This is a genomic window from Dictyoglomus sp. LHC4, assembly GCF_055181355.1.
This window is the reverse complement of record NZ_CM143707.1, coordinates 1,080,451-1,107,154: the sequence shown is the minus strand read 5'-3', so window position 1 is coordinate 1,107,154 and position 26,704 is coordinate 1,080,451. Positions and strand designations below refer to the sequence as shown.

21 protein-coding genes are annotated in these 26,704 nt (G+C 32.3%); 18 read left to right on the top strand and 3 right to left on the bottom strand.

Going from position 1 to position 26,704, the window contains the following annotated elements; genetic code table 11:
- Window positions 1–92 precede the first annotated feature (92 nt).
- From rpoC to ACY3JO_RS05350, 3 genes are all read right to left on the bottom strand, one after another.
- Window positions 93–4,373: a DNA-directed RNA polymerase subunit beta' gene (rpoC, locus tag ACY3JO_RS05360; RefSeq protein WP_463084019.1), complete on the bottom strand. Its 4,281-nt coding sequence runs from the start codon at window positions 4,371–4,373 to the stop codon at window positions 93–95.
- Window positions 4,374–4,392: 19 nt separating this feature from the next.
- Complete coding sequence (rpoB, locus tag ACY3JO_RS05355; RefSeq protein WP_463084018.1) at window positions 4,393–7,605, bottom strand: DNA-directed RNA polymerase subunit beta; 3,213 nt, start codon at window positions 7,603–7,605, stop codon at window positions 4,393–4,395.
- A 165-nt stretch (window positions 7,606–7,770) separates the two neighbouring features.
- Window positions 7,771–8,052: a TMEM165/GDT1 family protein gene (locus tag ACY3JO_RS05350; protein ID WP_463084017.1), complete on the bottom strand. Its 282-nt coding sequence runs from the start codon at window positions 8,050–8,052 to the stop codon at window positions 7,771–7,773.
- 93 nt (window positions 8,053–8,145) lie between these two features.
- Here ACY3JO_RS05350 and ACY3JO_RS05345 point away from each other — a divergent pair, with 93 nt between their 5' ends.
- The 18 genes from ACY3JO_RS05345 to ACY3JO_RS05260 all read left to right on the top strand — a co-directional run bounded on the left by ACY3JO_RS05345 (window position 8,146) and on the right by ACY3JO_RS05260 (window position 26,694).
- The gene (locus ACY3JO_RS05345) at window positions 8,146–9,309 is read left to right on the top strand and encodes an MFS transporter (protein WP_463084016.1); all 1,164 of its coding nucleotides are present in this window, start codon (window positions 8,146–8,148) and stop codon (window positions 9,307–9,309) included.
- A 27-nt stretch (window positions 9,310–9,336) separates the two neighbouring features.
- Window positions 9,337–11,517 (top strand): RelA/SpoT family protein, encoded by a 2,181-nt coding sequence (locus ACY3JO_RS05340; RefSeq protein ID WP_463084015.1) that lies wholly within the window; start codon window positions 9,337–9,339, stop codon window positions 11,515–11,517.
- Window positions 11,518–11,988, top strand: coding sequence for a D-aminoacyl-tRNA deacylase (gene dtd, locus ACY3JO_RS05335; RefSeq protein ID WP_463084014.1), 471 nt, complete (start codon window positions 11,518–11,520; stop codon window positions 11,986–11,988).
- The gene (hisS, locus tag ACY3JO_RS05330; protein ID WP_463084013.1) at window positions 11,985–13,238 is read left to right on the top strand and encodes a histidine--tRNA ligase; all 1,254 of its coding nucleotides are present in this window, start codon (window positions 11,985–11,987) and stop codon (window positions 13,236–13,238) included. Before dtd ends, hisS begins: the two co-directional genes overlap by 4 nt.
- Window positions 13,239–13,277: 39 nt before the next feature.
- Window positions 13,278–15,047: an aspartate--tRNA ligase gene (gene aspS / locus ACY3JO_RS05325; RefSeq protein ID WP_463084012.1), complete on the top strand. Its 1,770-nt coding sequence runs from the start codon at window positions 13,278–13,280 to the stop codon at window positions 15,045–15,047.
- Entirely contained in the window at window positions 15,048–16,280 is a 1,233-nt protein-coding gene (locus tag ACY3JO_RS05320; RefSeq protein ID WP_463084011.1) for an NAD(P)-dependent malic enzyme, read from the top strand.
- Window positions 16,273–17,577, top strand: coding sequence for an adenylosuccinate synthase (locus ACY3JO_RS05315; protein WP_463085654.1), 1,305 nt, complete (start codon window positions 16,273–16,275; stop codon window positions 17,575–17,577). Before ACY3JO_RS05320 ends, ACY3JO_RS05315 begins: the two co-directional genes overlap by 8 nt.
- Window positions 17,578–18,042, top strand: a complete 465-nt coding sequence (gene tsaE, locus ACY3JO_RS05310) for a tRNA (adenosine(37)-N6)-threonylcarbamoyltransferase complex ATPase subunit type 1 TsaE (protein ID WP_463084010.1) — start codon at window positions 17,578–17,580, stop codon at window positions 18,040–18,042.
- Window positions 18,030–18,728 carry a tRNA (adenosine(37)-N6)-threonylcarbamoyltransferase complex dimerization subunit type 1 TsaB gene (tsaB, locus tag ACY3JO_RS05305; RefSeq protein ID WP_463084009.1) on the top strand — a complete coding sequence of 233 codons (699 nt, stop codon included), beginning with the start codon at window positions 18,030–18,032 and terminating at the stop codon, window positions 18,726–18,728. Before tsaE ends, tsaB begins: the two co-directional genes overlap by 13 nt.
- Window positions 18,703–19,176 (top strand): ribosomal protein S18-alanine N-acetyltransferase, encoded by a 474-nt coding sequence (gene rimI / locus ACY3JO_RS05300; RefSeq protein WP_463084008.1) that lies wholly within the window; start codon window positions 18,703–18,705, stop codon window positions 19,174–19,176. Before tsaB ends, rimI begins: the two co-directional genes overlap by 26 nt.
- A 10-nt stretch (window positions 19,177–19,186) precedes the next feature.
- Window positions 19,187–20,197, top strand: a complete 1,011-nt coding sequence (gene tsaD / locus ACY3JO_RS05295; RefSeq protein ID WP_463084007.1) for a tRNA (adenosine(37)-N6)-threonylcarbamoyltransferase complex transferase subunit TsaD — start codon at window positions 19,187–19,189, stop codon at window positions 20,195–20,197.
- Window positions 20,190–21,215: a lysylphosphatidylglycerol synthase transmembrane domain-containing protein gene (locus ACY3JO_RS05290; RefSeq protein ID WP_463084006.1), complete on the top strand. Its 1,026-nt coding sequence runs from the start codon at window positions 20,190–20,192 to the stop codon at window positions 21,213–21,215. The genes tsaD and ACY3JO_RS05290 overlap by 8 nt, the downstream gene beginning before the upstream one ends.
- 30 nt (window positions 21,216–21,245) lie before the next feature.
- Window positions 21,246–22,286 carry a glycosyltransferase family 4 protein gene (locus ACY3JO_RS05285; protein ID WP_463084005.1) on the top strand — a complete coding sequence of 347 codons (1,041 nt, stop codon included), beginning with the start codon at window positions 21,246–21,248 and terminating at the stop codon, window positions 22,284–22,286.
- Complete coding sequence (locus ACY3JO_RS05280) at window positions 22,283–23,458, top strand: glycosyltransferase family 4 protein (protein ID WP_463084004.1); 1,176 nt, start codon at window positions 22,283–22,285, stop codon at window positions 23,456–23,458. The genes ACY3JO_RS05285 and ACY3JO_RS05280 overlap by 4 nt, the downstream gene beginning before the upstream one ends.
- Window positions 23,459–23,611: 153 nt before the next feature.
- A complete protein-coding gene (groES, locus tag ACY3JO_RS05275) occupies window positions 23,612–23,902 on the top strand; it encodes a co-chaperone GroES (RefSeq protein WP_148805409.1) in 291 nt (96 codons plus the stop codon).
- Between the two features lie 29 nt (window positions 23,903–23,931).
- A complete protein-coding gene (groL, locus tag ACY3JO_RS05270) occupies window positions 23,932–25,548 on the top strand; it encodes a chaperonin GroEL (RefSeq protein ID WP_463084003.1) in 1,617 nt (538 codons plus the stop codon).
- Between the two features lie 44 nt (window positions 25,549–25,592).
- A complete protein-coding gene (locus ACY3JO_RS05265) occupies window positions 25,593–25,895 on the top strand; it encodes a glycosyltransferase (protein ID WP_463084002.1) in 303 nt (100 codons plus the stop codon).
- Window positions 25,855–26,694: a glycosyltransferase gene (locus ACY3JO_RS05260; RefSeq protein ID WP_463084001.1), complete on the top strand. Its 840-nt coding sequence runs from the start codon at window positions 25,855–25,857 to the stop codon at window positions 26,692–26,694. Before ACY3JO_RS05265 ends, ACY3JO_RS05260 begins: the two co-directional genes overlap by 41 nt.
- Window positions 26,695–26,704: the final 10 nt, after the last annotated feature.

Sequence of the window (26,704 nt, the reverse complement as noted above, 5' to 3'; positions counted from 1 at the left end):
TACTCTATATCTTTTTGAAATTTTTATTAAAAACTATAAAAGTATGCCCCTAAAAGCAAGCGAAAAAGTTTATCATTATATACTTAATTTTGTCAAGAGATTTCTTCTGGTTCACCTCCATTTTCTAAGACTTCAGCTTTTTGAGCTTGAGATTTTGCAGGAATAATTCTCTTAAATAGTCCTGTACCTGCTGGAATTAATCTACCTATAATAACATTTTCTTTTAATCCTTCCAAAGGATCCTCTTTGCCTTTTACGGCTGCTTCTGCAAGAACTCTTGTTGTTTCTTGGAATGATGCTGCAGAAATAACGCTATCAGTTGTAAGAGCTGCTTTTGTTATACCTAATACAACATCTTTTGCGATAGGTGGTACTTTTCCTTCTTCTTCAAGTTTCTGCCTGATTTTTTCAAAAGTAACTCTATTAACTAACTGACCAACCAAAAAGTTACTATCACCCGGATCTTCTATTCTCACCCTATTAGTCATTTGTCTCACAATTACTTCTATATGTTTATCATTTATCTCTGCTCCTTGTTTTGTGTATACCTTTTGTACCTCATCCACAATATATCTTTGTAAGGCAGCAAGTCCTTCATTAGCTAAAATATCAGCTGGGTTTCTATAACCCTTAGTTAACTCTTGTCCAACTGTTACATAATCACCCTCTTTTACTAATAATTGAGCATTAGGTGGTAAAATGTGTTCATCCTTTCCATCTTCTCCTTCTATAACAATTTTTTCTCCTGATTTTGTCCTTACAATCTTTACAAGACCACTCTTACCAGCAATAATTGACCTTCCTTTTGGTTTTCGTGCCTCAAAAAGTTCTTCAACACGAGGAAGACCTTGAACAATATCTTCAGTTTTTGCAGTTCTCTGCTGATAGGATGGGAAGTAAGCAAGGATTGTGCCAAATTCAACTTTTGAACCAACTTTTACATGTATTTTCAAACCTCGAGGAATTCTGTAAATTTCTTCACCATCTGATGTTTTTATAATAATATAAGCCTCTCCTGTTGCAACAATATTATCTATAATCTCTCCATTACCCTCATTAATCTCTACCACTTCACCATCTTTACATGCTTGTATTTTAACAGTTTCTCTACTATATTCAGCTATAATTTCTCCAGCCTCAATTCTGTCACCTATCCTAAATAGAAAACCAGTACCTTCTGGCAAAGATACATTATATTCTTTTCCATCATCGCCTTTAATTATTAAAGTATAGACCCAATAATGAGACTCTTCGTTATATATATAATCAATTTTTCCTCTATCCCGATCATATTTAATCCCTACAAATGTAAATCTTCTATTTTCCCCATCTTCTTTCCTTACACTTAGTACCTTACCATTATATGGTGACATGATATATCTTAAGTTAGGTTCTATATATCCTAAACTCATCCCCTTGGTTACAACTTCCCCTTCGTATACAGACAAAACAGCACCAGGCGGTAATAAAATTTCTTCTTTTTCATTTACACCTTCAATTATTACTTTTGCCTTAGGACTTACAACTACTTTTTCTTTCTTTCCAAGAACTTCAAATCTCTCTCTAAATTTAATATTTTCAAATTTTACATTTCCAGTTACTCTAACTTGAATATTTTGATGGCTTATAGAGGTTAATGCTACTCCACCAGTATGGAAAGTTCTCATAGTAAGCTGTGTACCAGGTTCTCCAATAGACTGAGCAGCAATAACACCTACAGCCTCACCTATATTAACTATTCTATGCATAGCTAAATCTTCACCGTAGCATTTTTGACAAATACCTTTTTCACTTTTACATGTCATAGGAGATCTTATTTTAATTCTTTCTATACCTGCAGCCTCTATTTTTTTAGCCTTTTCTACATCTATATATTCATTTCTTCTTACAATTAGTTCACCTGTATCTGTATAGACATCCTCCGCTGTAAATCTTCCTATAATTCTATCCTTGAGTGTTAATACAATCTTTCCTTCATCTTCTAATGGTTCCACATATATTCCATCATTTGTTCCACAATCTTCTTCTTTTATTACAAGACTTTGAGCAACATCCACTAATCTTCTTGTTAAATATCCAGAATCTGACGTTCTTAAAGCTGTATCTACTACTCCCTTACGAGCACCATAAGATGATATAAAATGCTCTGATATAGTAAGTCCTTCATAGAAATTTGACTTGATTGGTATATCCATAATTCTACCTGAAGGATCAGACATTAATCCGCGCATTGCTGCAAGTTGTCTTACTTGATCCACATTACCTCTTGCACCTGAAAAGGCCATCATAAATACTGAATTAAGCATATCAAAATTAGCAAGCATTATATCTTTTACTTCTTCGGTTGCTTTAGTCCATATTTCAATAGCCCTATGATATCTTTCTTCTTCAGAATAAAGACCACTTTCTATTGCTTTTTGTAAGTTTAAAGCCTCCTCTTCAGCTTTTTTTATAATCTTTTCCTTTGCTTCTTTTGGTATTTCTATATCCACAATTGAGAAGCTAACTCCAGCTTTTGTAGCATACATAAAGCCTAATTTTTTGAGTTCATCCAAAAATTCTGCAGTCCTTCCCCAACCATACTCACTAAAGCACTTTTCAACAATTTTCCTAATTTCTTTTCTTGTTAAAACTCCATTATGATATCTTAATTTATCAGGTAAAACCTCATTTAAAATTAATCTACCTGGAGTAGTCTCAATATAAACTTTTTCAACAGGAAATTCAACTCTATACACTTCTTCCATGCTTTTTCTATAAACATACACTTTAGAATGTAAATCAACTTTTCTTTCATCTAAAGCAAGTAATACTTCTTCAGGACTTGAGAATCTTATATTTTCAATTTCTCTTCCTGGTACCATTAAGGTAAGATAATAAAGTCCAATAACTATATCTTGAGTTGGTAATGTTAATGGTTTTCCATGAGCTGGAGAAATAAGGTTATTAGAAGAAAGCATAAGGATACGAGCTTCAGCTTGAGCCTCTAAGGAAAGAGGAACATGAACAGCCATCTGATCTCCATCAAAATCTGCATTATATGGTGGACATACCAAAGGATGGAGCTGAATAGCATTTCCATCTATTAATTTAGGCTCAAATGCCTGAATACTTACCCTATGTAAAGTAGGTGCTCTGTTTAAAAGAACAAGTTTTTCTTTGATTATTTCATCTAGCACATCCCATACTTCAGAAGTTTCTCTTTCAATTTTTTTCCTTGCATTCTTAACATTTGTAGCAAAACCATGTTCTATTAATTTATTTATTACAAATGGTTTGAAAAGCTCCAAAGCCATTTTTTTAGGCAATCCGCATTGATGTAACTTTAATTCTGGTCCTACAACAATAACAGCTCTTCCTGAAAAATCAACTCTCTTACCCAATAAGTTTTGCCTAAATCTACCTTGTTTACCCTCTAAAATATCAGATAAGGATCTAAGAGATCTCCCACTAGCATTAGTAACAGGTTTTCCTCTTCTTCCATTATCTATAAGCGCATCTACTGCTTCTTGTAACATTCTTTTTTCATTTCTTACAATTATTTCGGGAGCATTTATTTCTAAAAGTTTTGCAAGTCTGTTATTTCTATTTATCACCCTTCTATAAAGATCATTTAAATCTGAAGTAGCAAATTTTCCTCCCTCAAGTTGAACCATAGGTCTTAAATCTGGTGGTATGACTGGTAATACCTCTAATATCATCCACTCAGGTTTATTTCCAGATAATCTAAAACTTTCCACAATCTCTAATCTTTTAATAAGTTTTACTTTCTTTTGTCCTTGTAATTCATTTATCTGTTTTCTTAAATCATAAGAAAGTTCTTCAAGATCTATTTCTTTAAGAAGTTTTCTGATAGCTTCAGCACCCATTCCTACTTTAAAGCTATTACCAAATTCGCTCAGAGCTTTTTCATATTCTTCCTCTGTAAGAATCTGCATCTTTTGTAATGGTGTATCTCCTGGAGATAAAACTATATATGAATGGTAATAAATAACCTCTTCCAATTGCTTACTGCTTATATTTAAAAGTAATCCTATATAGTTAGGTACATTTTTAAAATACCATATGTGAACTACAGGTACCGCCAATTTTATATGCCCCATTCTCTCTCTTCTAACATCACTTTTTGTAACCGTAACTCCACATCTATCACAAGTTATACCTTCATATCTTTGTCCTTTATATTTACCACAATGGCACTCATAATCCCTGACTGGTCCAAATATCTTCTCACAAAAAAGGCCATCCCTTTCAGGCTTAAAAGTTCTATAATTTATTGTTTCAGGCTTTCTAACTTCTCCATAAGACCAACTCAATATATCTTCTGGAGAAGCTAATCCAAAAACTAATTTATCAAAATCTTTAATTCTCAAGGTTTAATCCTCCCCTTCCTTAAGATTCATTTTCAAGCTTATAAAGATTTACTAATTTATTACCAATATAGGCTGAGACTTTTATGCCTAGTCCTTGTAATTCCCTTACAAGAACCTTAAAGGATTCAGGAATACCTGGTTCTTTTATAAGATTTCCAGATACAATAGCAGAATAAGCTTCAGTTCTTCCTGTCACATCATCAGATTTATAGGTCAACATTTCCTCTAAAGTATGGGCAGCTCCATAAGCCTCTAATGCCCAAACTTCCATTTCTCCAAATCTTTGACCCCCAAATTGAGCTCTACCACCTAATGGTTGTTGAGTTACAAGAGAATAGGGCCCAACAGATCTTGCATGAATCTTATCATCAGCAAGATGTATGAGCTTCATTATGTACATATAGCCCACGGTAATTTTTTGATCAAAAGGTTCTCCTGTTCTTCCATCATAAAGGGTTACACGTCCATCCTCTGGAAGACCTGCTTTTCTCAACATCTCCTTAACAAGATTTGCAGATCTATTTTCTCCTAATACCTCATCAAAGGGTGGTACTATAGCATAAATACCGAGTTCATTAGCAGCCCATCCTAAGTGAGTTTCAAGAATCTGTCCTACATTCATTCTAGAAGGTACTCCTAAAGGATTTAATATTATATCTACAGGAGTACCATCCTCTAAGAAAGGCATATCCTCTTCTGGTAATATAGTAGCAATTACACCTTTATTACCATGTCTTCCAGCCAATTTGTCCCCTACAGAAATCTTTCTAATTTGAGCAACTCTTACTTTAACTATCTTATTTACTCCTGGAGGTAATTCATCATCATTTTCTCTTGTAAGAACCTTAACATCTATTACTTTACCCCATTCACCATGAGGCATTCTTAAAGAAGTATCTTTTATCTCCCTTGATTTTTCTCCAAAAATTGCTCTGAGTAACCTTTCTTCTGGAGTTAGCTCGGTCTCTCCCTTTGGAGTAACTTTTCCAACTAATATATCATTAGGACTAACCTCTGCACCTATCATTATTATTCCATCCTTATCTAAGTACTTTATAGCATCTTCACTTATATTAGGGATATCCCTTGTAATTTCCTCAGGGCCCAATTTTGTGTCTCTTGCCTTTATCTCGTATTCCTCAATATGGATAGATGTAAAGATATCTTCTTTTACTAATCTTTCGCTAATAATAATAGCATCCTCATAGTTATAACCCCCCCAAGGCATAAAGGCCACAAGAACATTTCTTCCAAGAGCAAGTCTACCTTTGGATGTAGATGGACCATCTGCAAGAATATCTCCCCTTTTAATTCTTTGGCCAACTTCAACAATTGGCTTTTGATTCCAACAAGTTCCCTGATTGGTTCTTCTATACTTTATTAAATTATATTTTTTCTCCTTTTTATCATCTGTCTCTATAACTATTTCGGATGAAGTTACTCTTTTTACCACCCCATCTACATCTGAGATCACCATTACTCCAGTATTTCTTGCTACTGTCTCTTCTATACCAGTACCAACAAGTGGTGGCTCTGTATTTATCAGGGGGACAGCTTGCCTTTGCATGTTAGCCCCCATAAGAGCACGGTTAGCATCATCGTGTTCAAGGAAAGGTATTAAAGCGGTAGAAATACTCACTGTTTGATATGGAGAAACTCCAATAAAATCTAATTCCTTAGGAGAACAGAGAATAAATTTACCCTTTCTTCTTGCGTGTACTAATTCATCAACTATTTCCTTATCCTCATTGAGATGAACATCAAAAGAAGCAATGGTATATTTCTCCTCGTCAGTAGCAGAAAGATATACTATTTCGTTAGTTATTTTTCCATCTTTTACCTTATAATATGGTGTTCTAATAAAACCATAATCATCTACTATCGCTAACGTAGAAAGATAGTTTATCAAACCTGCATTAGGACCTTCTGGTGTTTCAATAGGGCATACTCTACCATAATGGGATGGATGTATATCTCTCACTTCAAAGGTGGCTCTTTCACGAGTTAATCCTCCTGGTCCTAAAGCACTTATTCTTCTCTTATGGGCTAGTTCTGAAAGTGGATTTGTTTGATCCATAAATTGAGATAATGGATTTCTATTGAAGAATTCTCTCACTGCCGCCATCAATGGCCTTGTACTTACTAAGTTTATTGGACTTGCTTGTTCTGGATCAGTTAAAGCCATTTTTTCTCTTATTAATTTCTCTACCCTTGCAAGTCCAGCCCTAAATTGAACTTGTAAAAGTTCTCCTACAGATCTTATTCTCCTATTTCCTAAGTGATCAATATCATCCACATCATCTTTTCCTGTTTTAACCATAGTGATTCTTTTGATAATTTCTACAAAGTCTTCTTCAGTTAAAGCATAATTATCTAAAGGGATATTTAGACCTAACCTCTGATTAAGTTTGTATCTTCCAACTTTTCCTAAATTATATTTTCTTACATCAAAAAATTGTTGCTTAATTACTCTTAAGGCTTCATCCTCTTTACTTGGAACATCCCCTGGTCTCAATCTACTACATGCTTCAAATATTGCCTGAGTTCTATCACTTACATTATCTCTTGAAAAAGTGGTTTCAAGATAACTTAATTCATCTTTTCCTAAATATTGTGAAAAGAAATCAAGATCATATCCCAAAGCCCTAAGGATAAGAGATACTGGAAATTTTTTAATACCATTGGGATGAATAAAAATCATTCCATTTCCATCAAGTTCGAATTCTATCCATCCACCTCTCGTAGGAATAAGGGTTGCTATAATACTGTGTCCTTCTTCTTGGAAGAATACACCTGGAGACCTTGTTATTTGGTTTACTATGACTTTTTCTGTCCCATTTACAATAAAAGTAGCTCTTTCTGTCATTTGGGGAATATTTCCCAAAAATACCATTTGTTCTTTAATATCTTTTATGTTTTTGTTCTCATCCTTAAAGTAAAGTCTTGCTCTAACATATATGGAAGATTCATAAGTAAGACCCTTTTCTAAACATTCATCAGGAGATTTTTGGGGTGGATCGATTTTGATACCATCTTCTGTTGTAACAAATACCAAAGAAAGTCCTTGTCTTGTTGATTCAATAGGACTAATCTCGTTTAAAACCTCTCTTAAACCATCTTTTAAAAACCAATTAAATGAGTCATATTGAATTTTAAGAAGATCAGGAATATTTTGAAAAATAGGTCTATCATCATCCCAAAAAACAGTAATATTATAATCCTTTTTCCTCATACCTCATCTCCTTTTCCCTATTTTGAGATTAGACAAAATAACATTATACTATAGAGAGGTTATATTTTAAATATAAAAAAAGAGGAGGGAATTCCTAAAAAATTAGGAAATATGTTCTATTTTTGGTTCTTTTTACTTTCTTTTTCTTATTTCTGATTTTTCTCTTTAATTTTTGACCACTATAAATATTCCTATTAAAATAAACAATATACCAACAACTTTTTCAAATATACTATTTGGAATATATCTTGTCAATAAATCACCAAGATAAGCTCCTAAAAAAGAAATTAAAGACAAAGCTAAAGCTGCACCTAAAAAAACCCAAAAAGGCTGTTTTGATTTTACAGAAAGACTCAAAACAGCAAGTTGAGTTTTATCACCAAGCTCTGCTAAAAATATAGTTCCAAAGGTCAATAAGAGTATTTCCATTTTACTCTTTAAATCCAATTTATAGCACCTCCATATTATAAGCTATAAACATACACTATATGAAGGTAGTATAATATATATCTAAATTATTTACAAGGAGGTGAAAAATAAATGTGGAATGTCATAATTACTGGTATAGCAAGCTTTCTTACGGATATAAGTACAGAGATGTTCTATCCTTTAATATCTTTCTATCTTCTTGCTTTAGGTGCTGGACCTGCCATATTAGGAATTGTAGAAGGTTTTGCAGAAAGTTTAGCATCTCTTTTAAAGGTTTACTCGGGTTATATTTCAGACAAAAATAGAAAAAGAAAACCCATTGCAATAGCAGGATACGCTTTTTCAGCTTTTGGTAAAATCTTTTTATACCTTGCAGGTTCATGGATTGGAGTTTTTATTGGTAGAATCCTTGACAGATTTGGCAAAGGAATAAGGACCGCTCCTCGAGACGCACTTATTGCGGAATCTTCTATAGAAAATCGAGGAAAAGCATTTGGACTTCATAGAGCAATGGATACTCTTGGAGCTTTTCTTGGGGTTCTAATATCCATATGGATAATAAGTTCTTTGGGAATCAAAGAAACATCTTCTAATTTATCTATTTACATACCTACCTTTAAAAAAATAATACTAATAAGCATAATCCCAGCCTTTCTTGGTGTCTTAGTATTATTCCTCGCAAAAGAAACTATGAAACATAATTCAACATCTAAATTAACTTTAAAACTAAAATGGAGGGATCTGGATAAAAGATTGAAAGCTTTTCTAATATTTACTTTTATATTTACCCTCGGAAATTCTTCTAACCAGTTTCTATTTTTAAGATCAAAGAATTTAGGTGCATCAATGCTTGACGTACTTTATCTTTATCTTTTATACAACTTAGTTTATACATTATTTTCATTTCCTGCGGGTGCTTTATCAGATAAAATAGGACGCAAAAAAATCTTGATCATAGGATATTTATTCTATGGTTTAGTATATTTAGGCTTTGGATTTATATCTAAATTTCCCTATTTATGGTTACTTTTTGTACTTTATGGACTTTATATATCCTTTACAGAAGGGGTTGAAAAAGCTCTTATTGCAGATCTTGCACCATCAGATTTAAGGGCTACGGTAATTGGTCTTCACGCTACCTTAGTAGGTATAGGACTATTCCCAGCCTCCTTCTTAGCAGGTCTTTTATGGAGTTATTTTGGTCCATCTGCCCCTTTTCTTTTTGGAGGATTTTTAGGAATACTTTCAGCTATAGGATTAATCTTTATTCTTTAACATTTTCATAGTATAATTAATAAAATTATGAAAGATGAGGAAGACTTACTTCAGGAATTATTACAAGCATCAAATAATAAATATTCTTCAGAAAACCTGAAGAAAGCCTTCCTCTTCGCACAAAAGGCTCATAAAGATCAATTAAGAAAATCTGGAGAACCCTACATAACTCATCCCGTTGAGGTTGCCAAAATACTCACGAATCTTGGAATGGATGAAACTGTAGTAATAGCAGGTTTGCTTCACGATGTCTTAGAAGATACAAATGTTACCCCTTTAGAATTGGAAAAAGAATTTGGAAAAGATGTCCTTTCCTTGGTAGCTGCTATTACAAAATTAGAAAGATTAAGTTTTTACCCCACAGAAGCTTATAAAGCTCAAAATTTGAGAAAAATGTTTATAGCTATAGCGAAAGACATAAGAGTAATAATAGTCAAGCTTGCAGATAGATTACATAATATGCAAACTCTTCAATACCATGAAGAAGAAAAAAGAAAAAGAATAGCAAAAGAAACCTTAGAAATCTATGCACCCCTTGCTCATAGATTAGGTGTTTGGGATATAAAGTGGAGATTAGAAGATTTAGCTTTTAGATATTTAGAACCAGATAAATATCATTACGTAGCTAATAAAGTAGCTGAAACAAGAAAAAAGAGAGAAGAATTTATTGAGAAAGCCATTGAAATAATTAAAGAAGAACTTAAAAAAGCTAACATAGAAGCAGAAGTCACTGGAAGAGCAAAACACCTCTATAGCATCTATCAAAAAATGATTCGTAGAGGAATTGAAATAGAAGAAATGTATGATTTATTAGGAGTAAGAATTATAGTAAACAATGAGATAGAATGTTATGAAGTATTAGGAATCATCCATAATTTATGGAGACCAGTTCCTGGAAGATTTAAAGATTATATTGCCAATAAAAAATCTAATAACTATCAATCACTTCATACTACAGTAATTGCTATGGATGGAAAACCTCTTGAAGTGCAGATTAGAACATGGGAAATGCATAGAATAGCAGAATACGGAGTTGCTGCCCATTGGCTTTACAAAGAAGAGATAAAGAAGCCCGATTCTTTTGAAGAAAAATTATCGTGGTTAAGACAACTTCTTGAATGGCAAAAAGAACTGTTGGATGATCAAGAATTCTTAGATTCTATAAGAAGTGATCTTTTTGAAAGAGAGATCTATGTTTTTACTCCTAAGGGAGATATTATTGCCTTACCTCAAGGATCAACTCCTTTAGATTTTGCCTATTCTATACATACTGAAGTGGGCCATAGATGTAAAGGAGCTAAAGTAAACGGGAAAATAGTTCCTTTAAATTATATTCTTCAAAATGGAGATATTGTTGAAATCATAACAAGTAAAGAGGAGGGAAAACCAAGTAGGGACTGGCTTAATATTGTAAGAACAAGTCAAGCTAAAAATAAGATAAAGCAATACTTTAAAAAATTAGCAAGAGAAGAAACACTTCAAAAAGCCAAAGAAACTATTGAGAATGAAATAAAGAAAAATGAAGATTGGTTAAAAGAAGTGTTAAATAAAGATGAGATTTCTATAAATGATTTATTAGAATCTTCCATTGGTAAGAATTTCTTGAACGAACATGGTTTCAAAGAAATAGAGTCTTTCTTACTTAGCATAGGTACTGGAGAAATAACCCCTCAACAATTTATCGAGAGGTTTAAGAAGGAGCTTAAAAAAGAAATTATAGTGACTTTGGGGGAAACTGAAAAAAACAAATTAGTAGAAGGTCTCGAAATATCTGGCTTAGACAATATTATGATCAGAATTGCAGAATGTTGTAACCCTATACCAGGAGACCAAGTTATGGGTTATGTATCAAAAGGTAGGGGCATAGTGGTACATAGGAAAGATTGCCCTAATCTTATACACCTCAAAAATAGATATCCAGAAAGAGTTATTACTATTGAATGGCAAAAGCTCAAAGGTGGAGGAAAATATAAAACAGGTATTGAGATAGATGCTATAGACAGAGTAGGCCTATTGAAAGATCTAATAGAGAGAATCTCACAGGCAAGAATAAATATATTGGACTTAGGAACAAAGGTTGGAAAAGATGGTATAGCAAGAATAAAAGTAGTTGTAGAGATTGACAATCCTTTAACCTTCAATTATCTTATGGAAGAGATAAAAAAATTATCTGATGTCATTTCAGTTAGAAGAGCAGTGAGAATATAAATGAGGACAGTCATACAAAGAGTAAAGAGAGCAGAGGTAAGAGTAGAAGGAGAAGTAATAGGTAAAATTTCTCAAGGACTTCTAATTCTCTTGGGAATAGCTCAAGAAGATACAGAAGAAGATATTATAATTTTAGCAGACAAAATCATTAACTTAAGAATATTCTCAGATAAAGAGGGAAAAATGAACTTAAGTATTAAAGAAATAAATGGAGAAATCCTTGTAGTCTCACAATTTACCTTATATGCTGATTGTAGAAGAGGAAGAAGACCTGATTTTACAAGGGCTGCAGAAAAAGAAAAAGCCTATTTTCTCTACAAAAAATTTATAGAATATATAAAAACATATATAGATAAAGTACAAGAAGGAGAATTTCAAGCTTACATGGAAGTTGAATTAATAAATGATGGTCCAGTAACTATTATAATTGATACAGAAGATCTTAAAAAACCAAGGAGGGCTAAAGAATGAACATAGAACTTCCCCGTGGAGTACAAGATATACTTCCTGAAGATATTCCATATTGGCATCTTGTAGAAAACACAGCCAGAAAACTTTTTGAATCTTATAACTATGAAGAAATAAGGACTCCCATATTTGAATACACAGAACTTTTTAGAAAAGGCACTGGCGAAACTACAGATATTGTAATGAAAGAAATGTATACCTTTACAGATAAAAAGGGGCGTTCTCTTACATTAAGGCCAGAAGGCACTCCAGGAGTCATAAGAGCCTTTCTTACAAACAAAATATATAATCAGAAACCTGTATGCAAAGTATATTACATTGGTCCTATGTTTAGATACGAAAGACCTCAAGCAGGAAGATATAGACAATTTCATCAATTAGGAATAGAGGTTTTAGGAAGAAAAGATCCATATATAGATTTTGAGGTAATAAAATTAGCAGTAGATCTTTTGAAAAACCTTAAGTTAGAAAATTTAGAAGTAGAAATAAATTCATTAGGTTGCATAAAATGTAGACCAAATTATAGAGAAGCTCTTATAAACTATTTCAGAAAATACGAAGACCAGTTTTCTCCCATAGATAAAGAAAGATTAGAAAGAAATCCATTAAGATTACTTGACTCAAAAGATGAAAAACTTATTGCTTTAAAAGATCAGGCTCCACAACCCATCGACTATCTTTGCGATGAATGTAAAATTCACTTTGAAAAATTACAAAAATATTTAAGTTTAGATAATATCAAATATAAATTAAGCCCAAAGCTGGTAAGAGGACTTGATTATTATACAAAAACCGTATTTGAGATAACCACCACAACTCTTGGATCTCAGAACGCAGTAGTCGGGGGAGGAAGGTATGATAATTTAGTAGAAACTTACGGTGGTCCATCTATCCCTGGCCTTGGTTTTGCCCTTGGTATAGAAAGACTTATTATTCTTTTAAAACAGCAAAACCATATATCCTTACCTTATATCCCTCTTATATTTATTACCCTTTCTGAAGATTATGTGGAGGCAGGCATAAAACTTGCAAAAATATTAAGAACAAAATATAGAGTTGATATGGGTTCTCCCCAAGAAAATTTAAGAACTCAATTAAAATGGGCAGATAGATTAGGAAGTGATATTGTAATATTCTTAACTGAAGAAATTGTAAAAAATAAACTTAAGATAAAGAATTTTAAAACAGGAGAAGAAAAATATACAGATTTAAACCTCAATACTATCTTAGAAGACATTGAGACTATGCTATAATTACAAAGAATTTCACACAAGGGAAAGGTGGGAAAGATTTTGAAAAGGAACTATTATTGTGGAGAGATAAACTCAAAAAATATAGGTGAAACAGTAATTTTAAGTGGATGGGTACATAGAATAAGGCACCATGGTGGACTTATATTTGTAGATCTTAGAGATAGAAGTGGAATTATTCAATTAGTATTTGATCCATCTATTTCTCAGGAAAGCTATAATATTGCAGATAATTTAGGTAATGAATGGGTAATAACAGTAGAGGGAAAAGTTAGAAAAAGACCTGAAGGAATGGAAAACCCTAAAATACTAACAGGAGAAATCGAAATCGAAGTAAGAAAAATAAAAGTAGAAAATACAGCTAAACCTCTTCCCTTTAACCTATGGAGCAATAAGGAGATTGATGAAACAGTTAGATTAAAATATAGGTATTTAGATCTAAGAAGAGAAAAAATGCAATATAATATAACTTTTAGGCATAAATTTATTCTTTCCATAAGAAATTTCTTATCTAAAAAAGGTTTTATAGAAATCGAAACCCCATATTTAATTGTAAGTACTCCCGAAGGAGCACGTGATTTTCTAATACCAAGTCGACTTCAGCCTGGAAAATTCTATGCCCTCCCCCAATCCCCTCAATTATTTAAACAAATTCTTATGGTATCAGGATTTGATAAATATTTTCAAATAGCGAGATGCTTTAGAGATGAGGATTTAAGAGCTGATAGACAACCTGAATTTACCCAGCTCGATATGGAAATGTCTTTTATAGATCAGGAAGATGTATTTAATATTATAGAAGAGTTATTTAAAATAACTCTTAGAGAGACTTTAGATGTGGAAATCCAAATCCCCTTTATCAGACTAACTTATGATGAAGCTATGAACACATATGGAAGTGATAAACCCGACTTAAGATACGATCTAAAAATAACTGACGTAACAGATCTTTTTTCAAATTTCTCCTTAGAGTTTATAAAAAATATTATTGCAAATAATGGTGTAGTGAAAGGAATAATATTGAGAGGAATAATACCAACAAGGAGGGATTGGAGCATCATAGAGAACAAAGTAAGAGAATTAAAAGGTAAAGGAGTAATGTGGTTCTCTTATGCAGATGGCACATTAAAATCTTCCATTAACAAATATCTAAGTGACGATGATAAGGCTAAAATCATTGGAACATTAAATTTAAAACCTGGAGATTCCTTTTTTAGCATTGCAGGTGAATGGAAAAAGGTAGTAAAAATCCTTGGAAGCATGAGATTAGAGCTTACCCAAATATTTGATATTCCTAAAAAAGAAGGGCTTTTTTTCCTTTGGGTTACAGACTTCCCTCTTTTCGAATATGATGAAGAAGAAAAAAGAATTGTAGCTGAACATCATCCATTTACTTCTCCAAAAGAAGAAGATCTTCCCTTATTAGACACCAATCCATTGAAGGTTAGAGCTCAGTGTTATGATTTAGTATTAAATGGTACTGAATTAGGTAGTGGAAGCATAAGAATTCATCAAAGAGAAATTCAAGAAAAAATATTTAATATATTAAATATTTCTCCTGAAGATGCAAAGAAAAAATTTGGATTTCTATTAGAAGCCTTTGAATATGGAGCTCCACCCCATGGAGGTATAGCTTTAGGGATAGATAGAATAGTTGCTATTCTTACTAATTCCCCATCTTTAAGAGATGTGATTGCTTTTCCAAAAACTCAAAGTGGGACTTGTCTTTTAACAGGAGCTCCCTCAGAAGTTGATCCAAAACAATTAGAAGAAGTACATATTAAAGTAGTCCTACCTGAAGGAGAGAATTAAATGAATTTCTATGAAAATTCTATTGAGCTTCATAAATGGAAAAAAGGTAAATTAGAGATAAAGCCTAAAGTACCATTAGAGAATAAAAACGATCTTTCTTTGGCTTATACGCCTGGGGTTGCAGGAGTATCTCAGGTTATCTATGAAAAACCTAATTTAGTTTATGACCTCACTATAAAAGCAAATACCGTAGCGGTAGTTAGCGATGGTTCTGCAGTTTTAGGTCTTGGAAACATCGGTCCTTTAGGAGCTATACCCGTAATGGAAGGGAAGGCAATATTATTTAAGAAGTTTGCCAATATAGATGCTTTTCCTATATGCTTAAATACACAAGACCCAGAAAAAATAATAGATATTGTTTATAATATATCTCCTATATTCGGAGGTATTAATCTTGAAGATATATCAGCACCAAACTGTTTTTATATTGAAGAAAAACTCACTGAACTATTAGATATACCTGTATTTCATGATGACCAACACGGTACTGCAATAGTAACTTATGCAGCTCTCATAAATGCTCTAAAACTAAAGAATTTAAAACTGAATGAAATAAAAATAGTGATATTAGGGGCGGGAGCTGCAGGAATAGCTATAGCAAAATTTCTTATTTCTGAAGGTGCAAAAAATATTAGATTAGTTGATCGTCATGGTATCATATATCCAGGAAGAAAAGATGGTATGAATCCTGAAAAAGAAAAAATAGCATCAATAATTAATCCTGAAAAAGAAAAGGGAGAATTAAAAGACGCCCTAAAAGATGCTAACGTGTTCATTGGTGTTTCTCAGGCAAATCTTTTATATCCAGAGTATATAAAATTGATGAAAAAAGATCCTATTATTTTTGCCATGGCCAATCCTGTTCCAGAAATAATGCCTGAAGTTGCCCAAAAAGAGGGTGTAAGAATAATAGGTACTGGAAGATCTGATTATCCTAACCAAATAAATAATCTCCTCGCTTTTCCAGGTGTATTTAGAGGAGCTTTACTTGTCAGAGCAAGAGAAATAAATCAAGAAATGAAACTCTCTGCTTCTTTCGCCATTGCATCCTTAATCGAGGAACCAAGAGTAGACTACTTAATACCCTCCCCGCTTGACAAAAGAGTAGTTCCAAAAGTAGCGGAAGAGGTTGCTAAAGCAGCCATACGCACTAATGTAGCGAGAATATTTAAAACAGAAGAAGATATAAGAAAGGAATTGAAAATTATGTTAGGAGGAGAAGATGATGAATAAAGAATTTAATACCATTGTTGTAATAGGATCTCAATGGGGAGATGAGGGAAAAGGAAAAATTATAGATATTATTTCACAAAATGCTGATGCAGTTGTAAGATTCAATGGAGGAAATAACGCTGGCCATACAGTAATAGTTAAAGATAAAACCTTTAAATTTAGACTTCTCCCATCCGGTATAGTTTCCGAAAAAGTAATTAATATAATTGCTACAGGAGTAATTGTCAATCTACCAGCTTTAGTAGAAGAGATTGAAGAATTAGAGAAAAATGGTATAAAAATAAAAAACCTTTATATCAGTGACAGGTCTCCTTTAGTTTTGCCATACCATCCTTTATTGGATAAATTTTTTGAAGAAAAAAGAGAAAAATCCAAGATAGGTACAACCGCAAGAGGTATAGGACCAGCTTACAGTGATTACATTGCAAGAGATAGTCTAAGAATAGGAGATCTACTTGATAAAGAATACTTTATAGAAAGAATAACTCAAATATATGACTTTAAATCAAAAATATTATCTGAAGAATCTCTTGGATATAAAATAAAGGAAATTTATAATTCCCAAATAGAAGCTATAGAAAAATTATCAAAAAAAGGTGTAATAATTACAGATACCTCTAAACTTATAAATGATCTGATTGATTCAGGGAAAAAGGTACTATTTGAAGCTGCACAAGGCACTCTTCTTGATATTTATTATGGTACATATCCTTATGTTACTTCTTCATTTACCATAGCAGGAGGAGTATGCGTAGGAGCTGGAATAGGTCCTCAAAAAATTAAAAAAATAATAGGTGTAATAAAGGGATATACATCACGAGTTGGAGAAGGACCATTTCCAAGTGAAATTCACGACTCTATAGCAGAATATATAAGAGAGAAAGGACAAGAATATGGTACAGTAACCAGAAGACCTCGTCGTGTGGGTTGGTTGGATCTAGTAGCATTACGATATGCAAAAAGAATAAATAACTTTACAAGCATTGCTATTACTAAATTAGACGTATTGAGCGGTCTTGAGAAATTGAAGGTTGTAGTAGGATATAGATATAAAGGAAAATTAATTGATGAATTCCCTTCTTCTTTAAATGTATTAAAAGATTGTGAACCTATTTTTGAAGAGATACCAGGATGGAAAGAAAATCTATTGGGAATATTAGATATCTCAAGATTACCTCAAAATACTATTAAATATTTAGAAATGATTGAAAAGGAATTAGATACAAAAATCGAAATAATAGGAACAGGACCTGAAAGAAACGACATAATTATAGTAAAAGATCCTTGGGAATTATAGATGGAAATAGTAAGTAAATCTTCAGAACATACATATAAAATCGGAAAAACTATTGGAGAAAAGTTAAAACCAAGAGATATTTTAGCATTAATAGGAGATTTAGGAAGTGGAAAAACTACCTTTGTTAAAGGATTAGCTGAAGGAATTGATATTAAAAATCCAATAAATTCTCCTTCTTTTCTGATAATAAAGGAATACAAAGGTAAATATCCATTCCTTCATATAGATGTATACCGTCTAAACAATCCTGAAATAGAGCTTTTTAATATTGGCCTTGAAGAGTATCTTAAGGATGACTACATTATTGCCATAGAATGGGCTGATAGAATTTTGAATTACTTACCTGATAATAGACTCGAAATTGAATTTCTTCATATGAGTAATAATGAAAGAAAAATAATATTTAAACCTAAAGGAGAAAGATATAAAAATCTCATAGAGGGGCTTAAAGAATGTTTATCTTAAGCATAAATACAGCATCCAATAAGAGCAATATTGTTTTGTGGAAAGACGAAGAAATTTATGAGCTTTTTTATTCTACTAATTCCAGAACATATGGTGAGACATTAACGAGTAATTTACAAGAACTTCTAAAAAAATCAAAATGGAATTTAAAAGATGTGGATATTTTTAGCGTAATCACAGGACCAGGATCATTTACAGGCCTAAGAATAGGAGTAGTTACTATAAAAACTTTAGCCCAAATCTATAAAAAACCAACTGTTGGAATATCATATTTAGAAGCCTTAGCTTCTCAGATTGCTTTTAAAGGATTAAAAGTACCAATTTTGTCTGCAAGAAAGGGAGAGATACATGCAGGTTTTTATGTGGATGAAGATCCTATCCATCCTGAAGATGTTTATTCATACGATACATTTCTAAGTCTGCTAAATAGATTTAGTAAAGACAATCCTACAATAATAACTGGAGATATACCTGAAGATCTAAAATTATTACTTCCTAAAAATATAATATCAACCCCAGAATTTCTAAACTCAATCAGGGGAGAAACCCTCGTATACATTACATTAAAAAAATATCAAAATGGGTATATTAAAGATTATTTAACTCTACTTCCTGATTATAGGCAAAAATCAAGCGCAGAAATTAACTGGGAGAAAAGACATGAAAGAACAGGATCAAAAAACTGAAATAAATATAGAGATAAGGCCAATGAAATTTGAAGACATAGATTCTGTTGATGAAATAAATAAGTTATCTTTCTCTAATCCTTGGAGCAGAGAAAGCTTTGAAAAAGAATTAACATCTAACAAAATTGCAAGATATTTTGTAGCTGTGCATAACGAAAAAATTGTCGGCTTTGTAGGCCTTTGGGTTATATTTCAAGAAGCCCAAATAACCACAATAGCAGTACACCCTGATTATAGAGGAAGAAAAATCGGAGATAGATTAATGGATTTTGTTATAGATTATTGTCTCAAAAATCAAGTTAGAAATATAATCTTAGAAGTTAGAGTATCCAATACCATTGCCCAAAATCTATATTATAAAAAGGGCTTTCAAAAAATAGGTGTTAGAAAATGGTATTATAAAGATGGGGAAGATGCCTTAGTAATGGTAAAAAAGCTCTTTCTTTAAGGGGAAACTAATGATAACGATTGGGATTGAAACTTCTTGTGATGAGACAAGTATAGCATTAGTAGAGGATGGAACTAAGATTTTAAGCAACACAGTTTCATCACAAATAGACATTCATAAAATATATGGGGGTGTAGTTCCAGAAGTTGCATCAAGGCTCCATGTACAGGTTATAAATAAACTTATTGATGTAGCTTTAGAAAAAGCAAATTTAAGTTTTAAAGACATAGATTTAATAGCAGTTACCCATGGTCCTGGTCTAATTGGATCATTATGGGTAGGAATAATGGTAGGAAAAACCCTATCCTTAGCATTAGAAAAACCAATTGTTGGAGTAAATCATCTTGAGGGACATATTTTTGCCAACTTCTTAAGAAAAGATCCCCCTACATTTCCCTTTATATCTCTTATAATATCAGGAGGACACACAGAATATCTTTTAGTGGAAGGAATAAGAAAATATAAATTATTAGGACAAACTTTGGATGATGCTGCTGGAGAAGCTTTTGATAAAGTGGCAAGAATATTAGGATTAAGTTATCCTGGTGGTCCAGAAATAGAAAAAGTGGCAAAGAATGGAAACCCAGTTTTCAATCTCCCTAAGGTAAAGTGCGATAGAGATTTAGATATAAGCTTTAGCGGATTAAAAACAGCTATATTGTATCTTGTAAGGGATTTAAAAAATGAAGGGAAAGAAATTCCAGTAGCAGATATAGCTGCCTCTTTTCAGAAAAGAGTAGTGGAAGAATTAATAGAAAGAGCATTAATTGCTGTAAAAAAATTTAAAATTAATACATTAGTACTTTCTGGTGGTGTGGTAGCAAATAGTTATTTACAAGAAAAGTTCAAAAAAATCTCTGTGGAGGAAAAGATAGAACTCTATTTACCCCCTAAAGAATTGTGTACTGATAATGCAGCTATGATTGCTTCCGCAGGGTACTACCTATATAAAAATGGATATGTAAATGATCTTTCTTTATCAGCTATTCCAGATCTACCCTTGGAGGTAGTTAATGAATAATTTGAACCGTACCCTTAAATCAGGGTTAAAATTTTCCATAGTAATAAGTGCAATTATTCTTGTAATTATCTTATTTTTTACTACAGATTCAAGAACTTGGAATGCTCTACTTACTCTTAAATGGAATTATGTCTTATATATTCTTATCCTTAATTTTTTAAGCTGGATATTTGCAGCAATTAGATACAAAATTCTTATAAAAGGTTTGGAAGGGGTAAATATAAAATTAACAGAGGCCTTACAGATACACCTTGCTTATTATTTTGCATCAAGCATAACCCCTACATCAGCAGGTGGCGAACCCTTAGAAATATACCTTCTTTCAAAGAAAAATATTAAAGTTGGACAAGCAACCGCATTAAGTCTTTTCAGATATGTTATTAATTCTCTAACTTTTGCTATCTCTTCACCTATTGTAATATATTTCTATTCTTATCTTTTTCCTCAACAAATAATTAAAAGATTAGTTCAATATAGTGCTTTACTCTTTTTCTTAATTGTTGTAGGTTTTATATTTGCCCTGTACAAACCAAGACCTATTATAAGATTTATTGCTTATATTCTTCTCAAGTTAAGGAAACTACCCTTCCTATCAAAAATACATCCTTATCAAATATTAAGAGTTGTCAATAATAATGTAAAAGATTTTCATAGCACTCTTTGGCTCTTTATAAAAGATAAAAAACTTACTATGTTCGGCTTTTTCTTCTTCAATCTTCTTTCTTGGTTTACCTATTTTTTAATAGCCCCAGTTCTTATGATGAGTTTCCATTTGAAAGTTAATATAATCTCTGTAGTTTTAGTACAAATTCCAATCTTTTTCTTAATGTTCTATGTTCCCACACCAGGAGGAAGTGGAGTCATTGAGATTCTTCTTTCCCTCGCTTTTGCCCCTTTTGTACCCAAGTATATCTTGGGAATTTATATAATATTATGGCGAACATTTACCCATTATGTTACGTTATTAGCCGGTGCATTTGACTTCATATATGTCCTTGGTATCAAAAATTGGGAATAAGAAAAAATAAAATAAAGAGGTGATCTTTCGATGATGAATACAAAAATAAAGGTAAACATAATATTTAAGCCAGGTATACCTTCTGCAAGAACAAAAGGTGGTGGAGATCAAACTGCTTGTAAGATGCTATATGAAGCTCTTAAAAAAAGAAATGATATAGAAATCTATTATAATGGTCTTGTCAAAGATGGACCTTATGATATTCTTCACTTCCATTCCTTTGGAGATGTCTTCTTTAAATACGTAAAGAAAGAAAACAAAAGTAAAATTGTATTTACAGCTCATGTAATAGCAGATACCATGTTGGGTAGTGCTTTGTTAGCTGAAAAATGGAAAGGTCTTTTTTCTCAATATCTTCTTCTCTTTTATAATCAGGCAGATTTAGTTATTGCTGTCTCCCCGTTAGAAGTAGAAAAATTAAAAGAAATGGGAGTAAAAACTAAGATTGTTTTTATACCAAATGGTGTGGATTTAAGTTTATTTAAGAAAAATGAAAATTTAAGAAGAAAGACAAGAGAAGAATTTAATATAAAAGACGATGACATTGTACTTTTAAGTGTAGGTCACATGATAAAAAGGAAAGGTTTTGATACTTTTGCAAAAATGGCTGAAAAATTGCCTCAATATAAATTTGTTTGGGTAGGTGGTATTCCTTTCTCCTTCTTAAGTGGAGGATATTCTGAAATAAAGAAAATTATTAAAAATCCTCCAGAAAATCTAATCTTGCCAGGTCCATGTCCTCACGATGAACTCAACAAATTTTATAGCATGGCTGATATTTTCTTTTTCCCATCAAGACAAGAAAACTTTAGTATTGCTGTACTTGAAGCATCAGCTGTAGGCTTACCTCTACTTTTAAGAGATTTAAAAGAATACAAAGAACCTTTATCCCCCAATTATATAGCAGGTACAGAAGAAACATTTGAAGAAAATATAAAACTTCTTGCTGAAAATAAAAACTTAAGAGAAGAATACTCTAAAAAAGCCTTGAAAATTGCTGAGAAATACAATATAGAAAGAGTTGCTAATGAAACTGTAAAGGTGTATAAAGAAATATTAAATCTGTCATGAAAATAGCATTCTTTACAAATAACTATTTACCCAATACAGGAGGAGCTGCCATAGCTGTAGAAAGTTATAGAGAAGCTTTAGAAAAGCTTAATCATGAAGTTCATGTATTTGCCCCAAAATATCCACCTTGGTTCCCTAAATACAAAGAAGACAAAGGAAAACATATAATAAGATTTCCATCTATTGCATTAAGATATATAACTCCTCAACCGTTACCCCTATATTTCTCTTTCTTAGTAGAAGATTACTTTAGAAAACAAGATTTTGATATTGTCCATTCACATCATCCGTTTGTAATAGGAAAAACCGCTCTTAAACTTGCTAAAAAGTATAATAAACCAATTGTTTTTACCCATCATACTCAATACCATAAATATGTGCATTATATTCCTATAATACCCCAAATCATGACCTCAAAAATTGCCATAAAAGAAAGCGTAAAATACTCTAATCAAGTAGATCTTGTAATCGCCCCTACAAAAGAAATTAAAGATATGATAATCAATTTTGGTGTAAAAACAAGAATAGAAGTCATACCTACAGGTATAGATTTTTCATTATGGGAAAAACCTATTCCTAAAGATTTTTTAGACAAATTTCCATGGAAAGACAAAAAGATATTACTTTATGCTGGAAGACTTGCTAAAGAGAAAAATCTTGAATTTTTAATTCAAGCTCTTTCAAGACTATTAAAAGAAAGAGATAATGTTGTGTTTTTAATTGTTGGTGATGGAGAAGAAAGAAAAAATCTGGAAAATCTTACAGAAAAATTAGATATAAAAGACAAGGTTATTTTCTTAGGATGGCATCCAAGAGAAGAACTAATTTATTATTATAAAGTAGCCCATATATTTGTTTTTGCATCCACCACAGAAACCCAGGGTTTAGTTACTTTAGAAGCTATGGCAGGAGGATGTGCTGTCGTAGCAGTAGAAGCCCCAGGCACAATAAGCTTAGTAGAAAATGGTAAAGAAGGTTTATTAGTGCAAGAAGATTACAATGATTTCTATCAAAAAGTTCTATATCTACTTAATAACGAATCACTTCTACAAAATATGAAAAACAATGCAATTAAGAAGGCTACTCAGTTTTCGATAATGGAAAGCGCAAAGAAATTGGAAGAATTATATAAAGAAATCATAAAAAACAAAGAAAAAATAAAAAAAACCTAGAAAAATAAGAATTTTTGACATATATTTGCTATTTTTTACGTATTTTTTCTGTTGAATAGATATTTAAAGTTAATATATATTTATTCTGGTTTTAGCACTCATCAACTTAGATTGCTAATAAAATTATAAAATTATGAAAGGAGGTCGAGACTTGTGAAATTGCGTCCTATTGGTGATCGTGTAGTGGTTAAGGTTATTGAGCAAGAAGAAAAAACAAAAGGAGGTATTGTTCTTCCTGACACTGCAAAAGAAAAACCCCAGCAAGGAAAAGTAATAGCAGTAGGTACTGGCAGAATCCTTGATAATGGGCAAAAAGTCCCATTAGAAATCAAAGAGGGAGATAGAGTTATTTTTGCAAAATATGCTGGTACTGAAGTAAAAATTGAAGGTGAAGAATATCTCATCCTTAGTGAGAGAGATATTTTAGCTGTAATTGAAGAGTAAAAAAATTTAAAAAAAAGGAGGGAGAGAATATGGCAGCCAAATTAGTTAGCCTTGACATGCAAGCAAGAACAGCACTTATAAGAGGACTTGATATCGTAGCAGACACTGTAAAAATTACTTTAGGACCTAAAGGAAGAAACGTTGTACTTGAAAAGAAATTTGGAGCACCTGTTATCACTAACGATGGTGTAACCATTGCTAAAGAAATAGACCTTGAGGATCCATTTGAAAATATGGGTGCTCAACTTGTAAAAGAAGTAGCTTCCAAAACTAATGATGTAGCAGGTGACGGTACAACCACAGCTACAGTACTTGCTCAAGCATTAGTACATGAAGGAATGAAGCATGTAGTAGCTGGAGCTAACCCTATGTACGTAAGAAGAGGAATAGAAAAGGCAGTAGAAGCAGTAGTCGAAGAACTTAAAAAGATTGCAAAACCTGTAGAAACAAAAGATGATATAGCCCATGTTGCAGCCATTTCCGCTAATAACGATGAAGAAATTGGAAAATTAATTGCTGAAGCAATGGATAAAGTTGGAAAAGACGGAGTAATAACCGTAGAAGAATCTCAAGGTATTACAACCACCTTAGAACTTGTTGAGGGAATGCAATTTGATAGAGGTTACCTTTCTGCATATATGATTACAGATCCTGAAAGAATGGAAGCAGTATTAGAAGAACCATACATACTCATAACTGATAGAAAAATAAGTGCAGTAAGTGATATTCTCCCAATACTTGAGAAAGTTGTTCAAACTGGAAAGCCATTAGTAATAATTGCAGAGGATGTAGAAGGTGAAGCATTAGCTACTCTTGTAGTCAATAAATTACGTGGGGTTCTCCAATCCTTAGCTGTAAAAGCTCCTGGATTTGGAGATAGAAGAAAAGCAATGTTACAAGATATCGCTATCTTAACTGGTGGAGAGTTCATCTCTGAAGAAACAGGAATAAAACTTGAGAATGTAACATTGAATATGCTTGGAAGAGCAGAAAAAGTAAGAGCCAATAAAGATAAGACTACCATCATTGGAGGGAAAGGAAATAGAAAAGATATTGAGGCAAGAATAGCTCAAATTAAGAAACAATTAGAAGAGACTGATTCTGAATTTGATAGAGAAAAATTACAAGAAAGACTTGCAAAACTCGCTGGTGGAGTTGCTGTAATTAAAGTAGGAGCAGCTACTGAAGTAGAGCTTAAAGAGAAAAAACATAGAATTGAAGATGCTTTATCTGCTACAAGAGCTGCAGTAGAAGAAGGGATCGTACCTGGCGGTGGTGTGGCTCTTGTAAGAACTATTAAAGTTCTTGATAATGTAAAAGTAGAAAATGAAGATGAAAGAATTGGAGTAGAAATTGTAAGAAGATCCCTTGATGTACCATTAAAGCTCATTGCTACCAATGCCGGCAAAGAAGGATCTATTATTGCAGAAAAAGTCAAAGAGATGGATGGGCCAACGGGATATGATGCTGCAAAAGATAGATTTATAAATATGTTTGAGGCTGGAATTGTAGATCCTTGCAAAGTAACAAGATCTGCATTACAAAATGCTGCAAGTATAGCTGCATTGGTACTCACAACTGAAGGTCTTGTTGCTGAGAAGCCAGAAAAGGAAAAACAGACACCTCCTCCACCTCCTGAATACTAATCTTAATAAAAGCCCCCAAGAGAATCTTGGGGGCTTTATTTATTATGAGAATAGCATTCTTCACAAATAACTATTTGCCTAATACTGGAGGAGCTGCTATTTCTGTTGAAACATATAGATCTGCATTAGAGAAAATGGGACATGAAGTATATGTTTTTGCACCAAAATATCCAAAACAGTTCACTTCCCATAATGATGGAGATAGAATTTTTCGTTATTCTGCATTATTTATAAAACAAATTACAATTCATCCCATTCCTATACCTTTTTCTTTCTTCATTGAGAATTATTTTAGAGATAAAAATTTTGATATTATTCATTCTCATCATCCATATATTATTTGGTAAAACTGCATTAAAATTTTCCCAAAAATATAATATACCTATAGTCTTCACATATCATACTCTTTATCATAAATATGTTCATTATATTCCTCTTATACCTCAAAAAATTAAAGAATGGTTTGCAATTAAAAGTAGTGTTGACTATGCCAATAAAACAAACTTAGTTATTGCTCCATCCCTTGAAGTTGGGGAAATGATTAAAAATTTTGGTGTAAAAACTAAAATAGAAGTATTACCTATAGGTGTTGATTTTTCATTGTGGGAAAAGGATATCCCAGATAAATTTAAATATGACCCAAGATGGTTTGGGAAAAAAATTTTATTATATGCTGGTAGACTTGCGAAAGAAAAAAATGTAGATTTTCTTTTAAGATCTCTAACTCCTTTATTAAAAGAAAGAGAAGACGTAATTTTGTTAATTGTAGGAGGAGATGAAAGGGATAATTTAATTAATCTTGCAAAAAAATTAGAAATTTTGGATAAAGCTCTATTTTTAGGATGGTATCCACGAGAAAAATTAGTATATTTCTATAAAATCGCTGACATTTTTGTATTTTCATCAACTACAGAGACCCAAGGACTTGTAACCTTAGAAGCAATGGCAGGAGGATGTGCTGTAGTTGCAGTTAGAGCTACAGGAAGCGAAAATCTTATTACTCATGGAATAGAAGGATTTTTAGTGAATGAGAAAGAAGAATTTAGAGAATACGTAAAAATTTTATTATCAAATAATGATCTCTTAAAGAAAATGAAAAAATGCTCAAATAAAAGCAAAAGAATTTTCTATTTAGAAAAATGCTAAGAAATTAGAA

Bases quoted from the DNA above. Each gene is read 5' to 3' on its own strand.
- tsaD (WP_463084007.1), top strand. From the start codon at position 19,187: ATGATAACGATTGGGATTGAAACTTCTTGTGATGAGACAAGTATAGCA.
- ACY3JO_RS05320 (WP_463084011.1), top strand. From the start codon at position 15,048: ATGAATTTCTATGAAAATTCTATTGAGCTTCATAAATGGAAAAAAGGT.
- ACY3JO_RS05280 (WP_463084004.1), top strand. From the start codon at position 22,283: ATGAAAATAGCATTCTTTACAAATAACTATTTACCCAATACAGGAGGA.
- dtd (WP_463084014.1), top strand. From the start codon at position 11,518: ATGAGGACAGTCATACAAAGAGTAAAGAGAGCAGAGGTAAGAGTAGAA.
- hisS (WP_463084013.1), top strand. From the start codon at position 11,985: ATGAACATAGAACTTCCCCGTGGAGTACAAGATATACTTCCTGAAGAT.
- tsaB (WP_463084009.1), top strand. From the start codon at position 18,030: ATGTTTATCTTAAGCATAAATACAGCATCCAATAAGAGCAATATTGTT.
- rimI (WP_463084008.1), top strand. From the start codon at position 18,703: ATGAAAGAACAGGATCAAAAAACTGAAATAAATATAGAGATAAGGCCA.
- ACY3JO_RS05285 (WP_463084005.1), top strand. From the start codon at position 21,246: ATGATGAATACAAAAATAAAGGTAAACATAATATTTAAGCCAGGTATA.
- tsaE (WP_463084010.1), top strand. From the start codon at position 17,578: ATGGAAATAGTAAGTAAATCTTCAGAACATACATATAAAATCGGAAAA.
- ACY3JO_RS05340 (WP_463084015.1), top strand. From the start codon at position 9,337: ATGAAAGATGAGGAAGACTTACTTCAGGAATTATTACAAGCATCAAAT.
- groL (WP_463084003.1), top strand. From the start codon at position 23,932: ATGGCAGCCAAATTAGTTAGCCTTGACATGCAAGCAAGAACAGCACTT.
- ACY3JO_RS05315 (WP_463085654.1), top strand. From the start codon at position 16,273: ATGAATAAAGAATTTAATACCATTGTTGTAATAGGATCTCAATGGGGA.
- rpoB (WP_463084018.1), bottom strand. From the start codon at position 7,605: ATGAGGAAAAAGGATTATAATATTACTGTTTTTTGGGATGATGATAGA.
- ACY3JO_RS05345 (WP_463084016.1), top strand. From the start codon at position 8,146: ATGTGGAATGTCATAATTACTGGTATAGCAAGCTTTCTTACGGATATA.
- ACY3JO_RS05265 (WP_463084002.1), top strand. From the start codon at position 25,593: ATGAGAATAGCATTCTTCACAAATAACTATTTGCCTAATACTGGAGGA.
- ACY3JO_RS05290 (WP_463084006.1), top strand. From the start codon at position 20,190: ATGAATAATTTGAACCGTACCCTTAAATCAGGGTTAAAATTTTCCATA.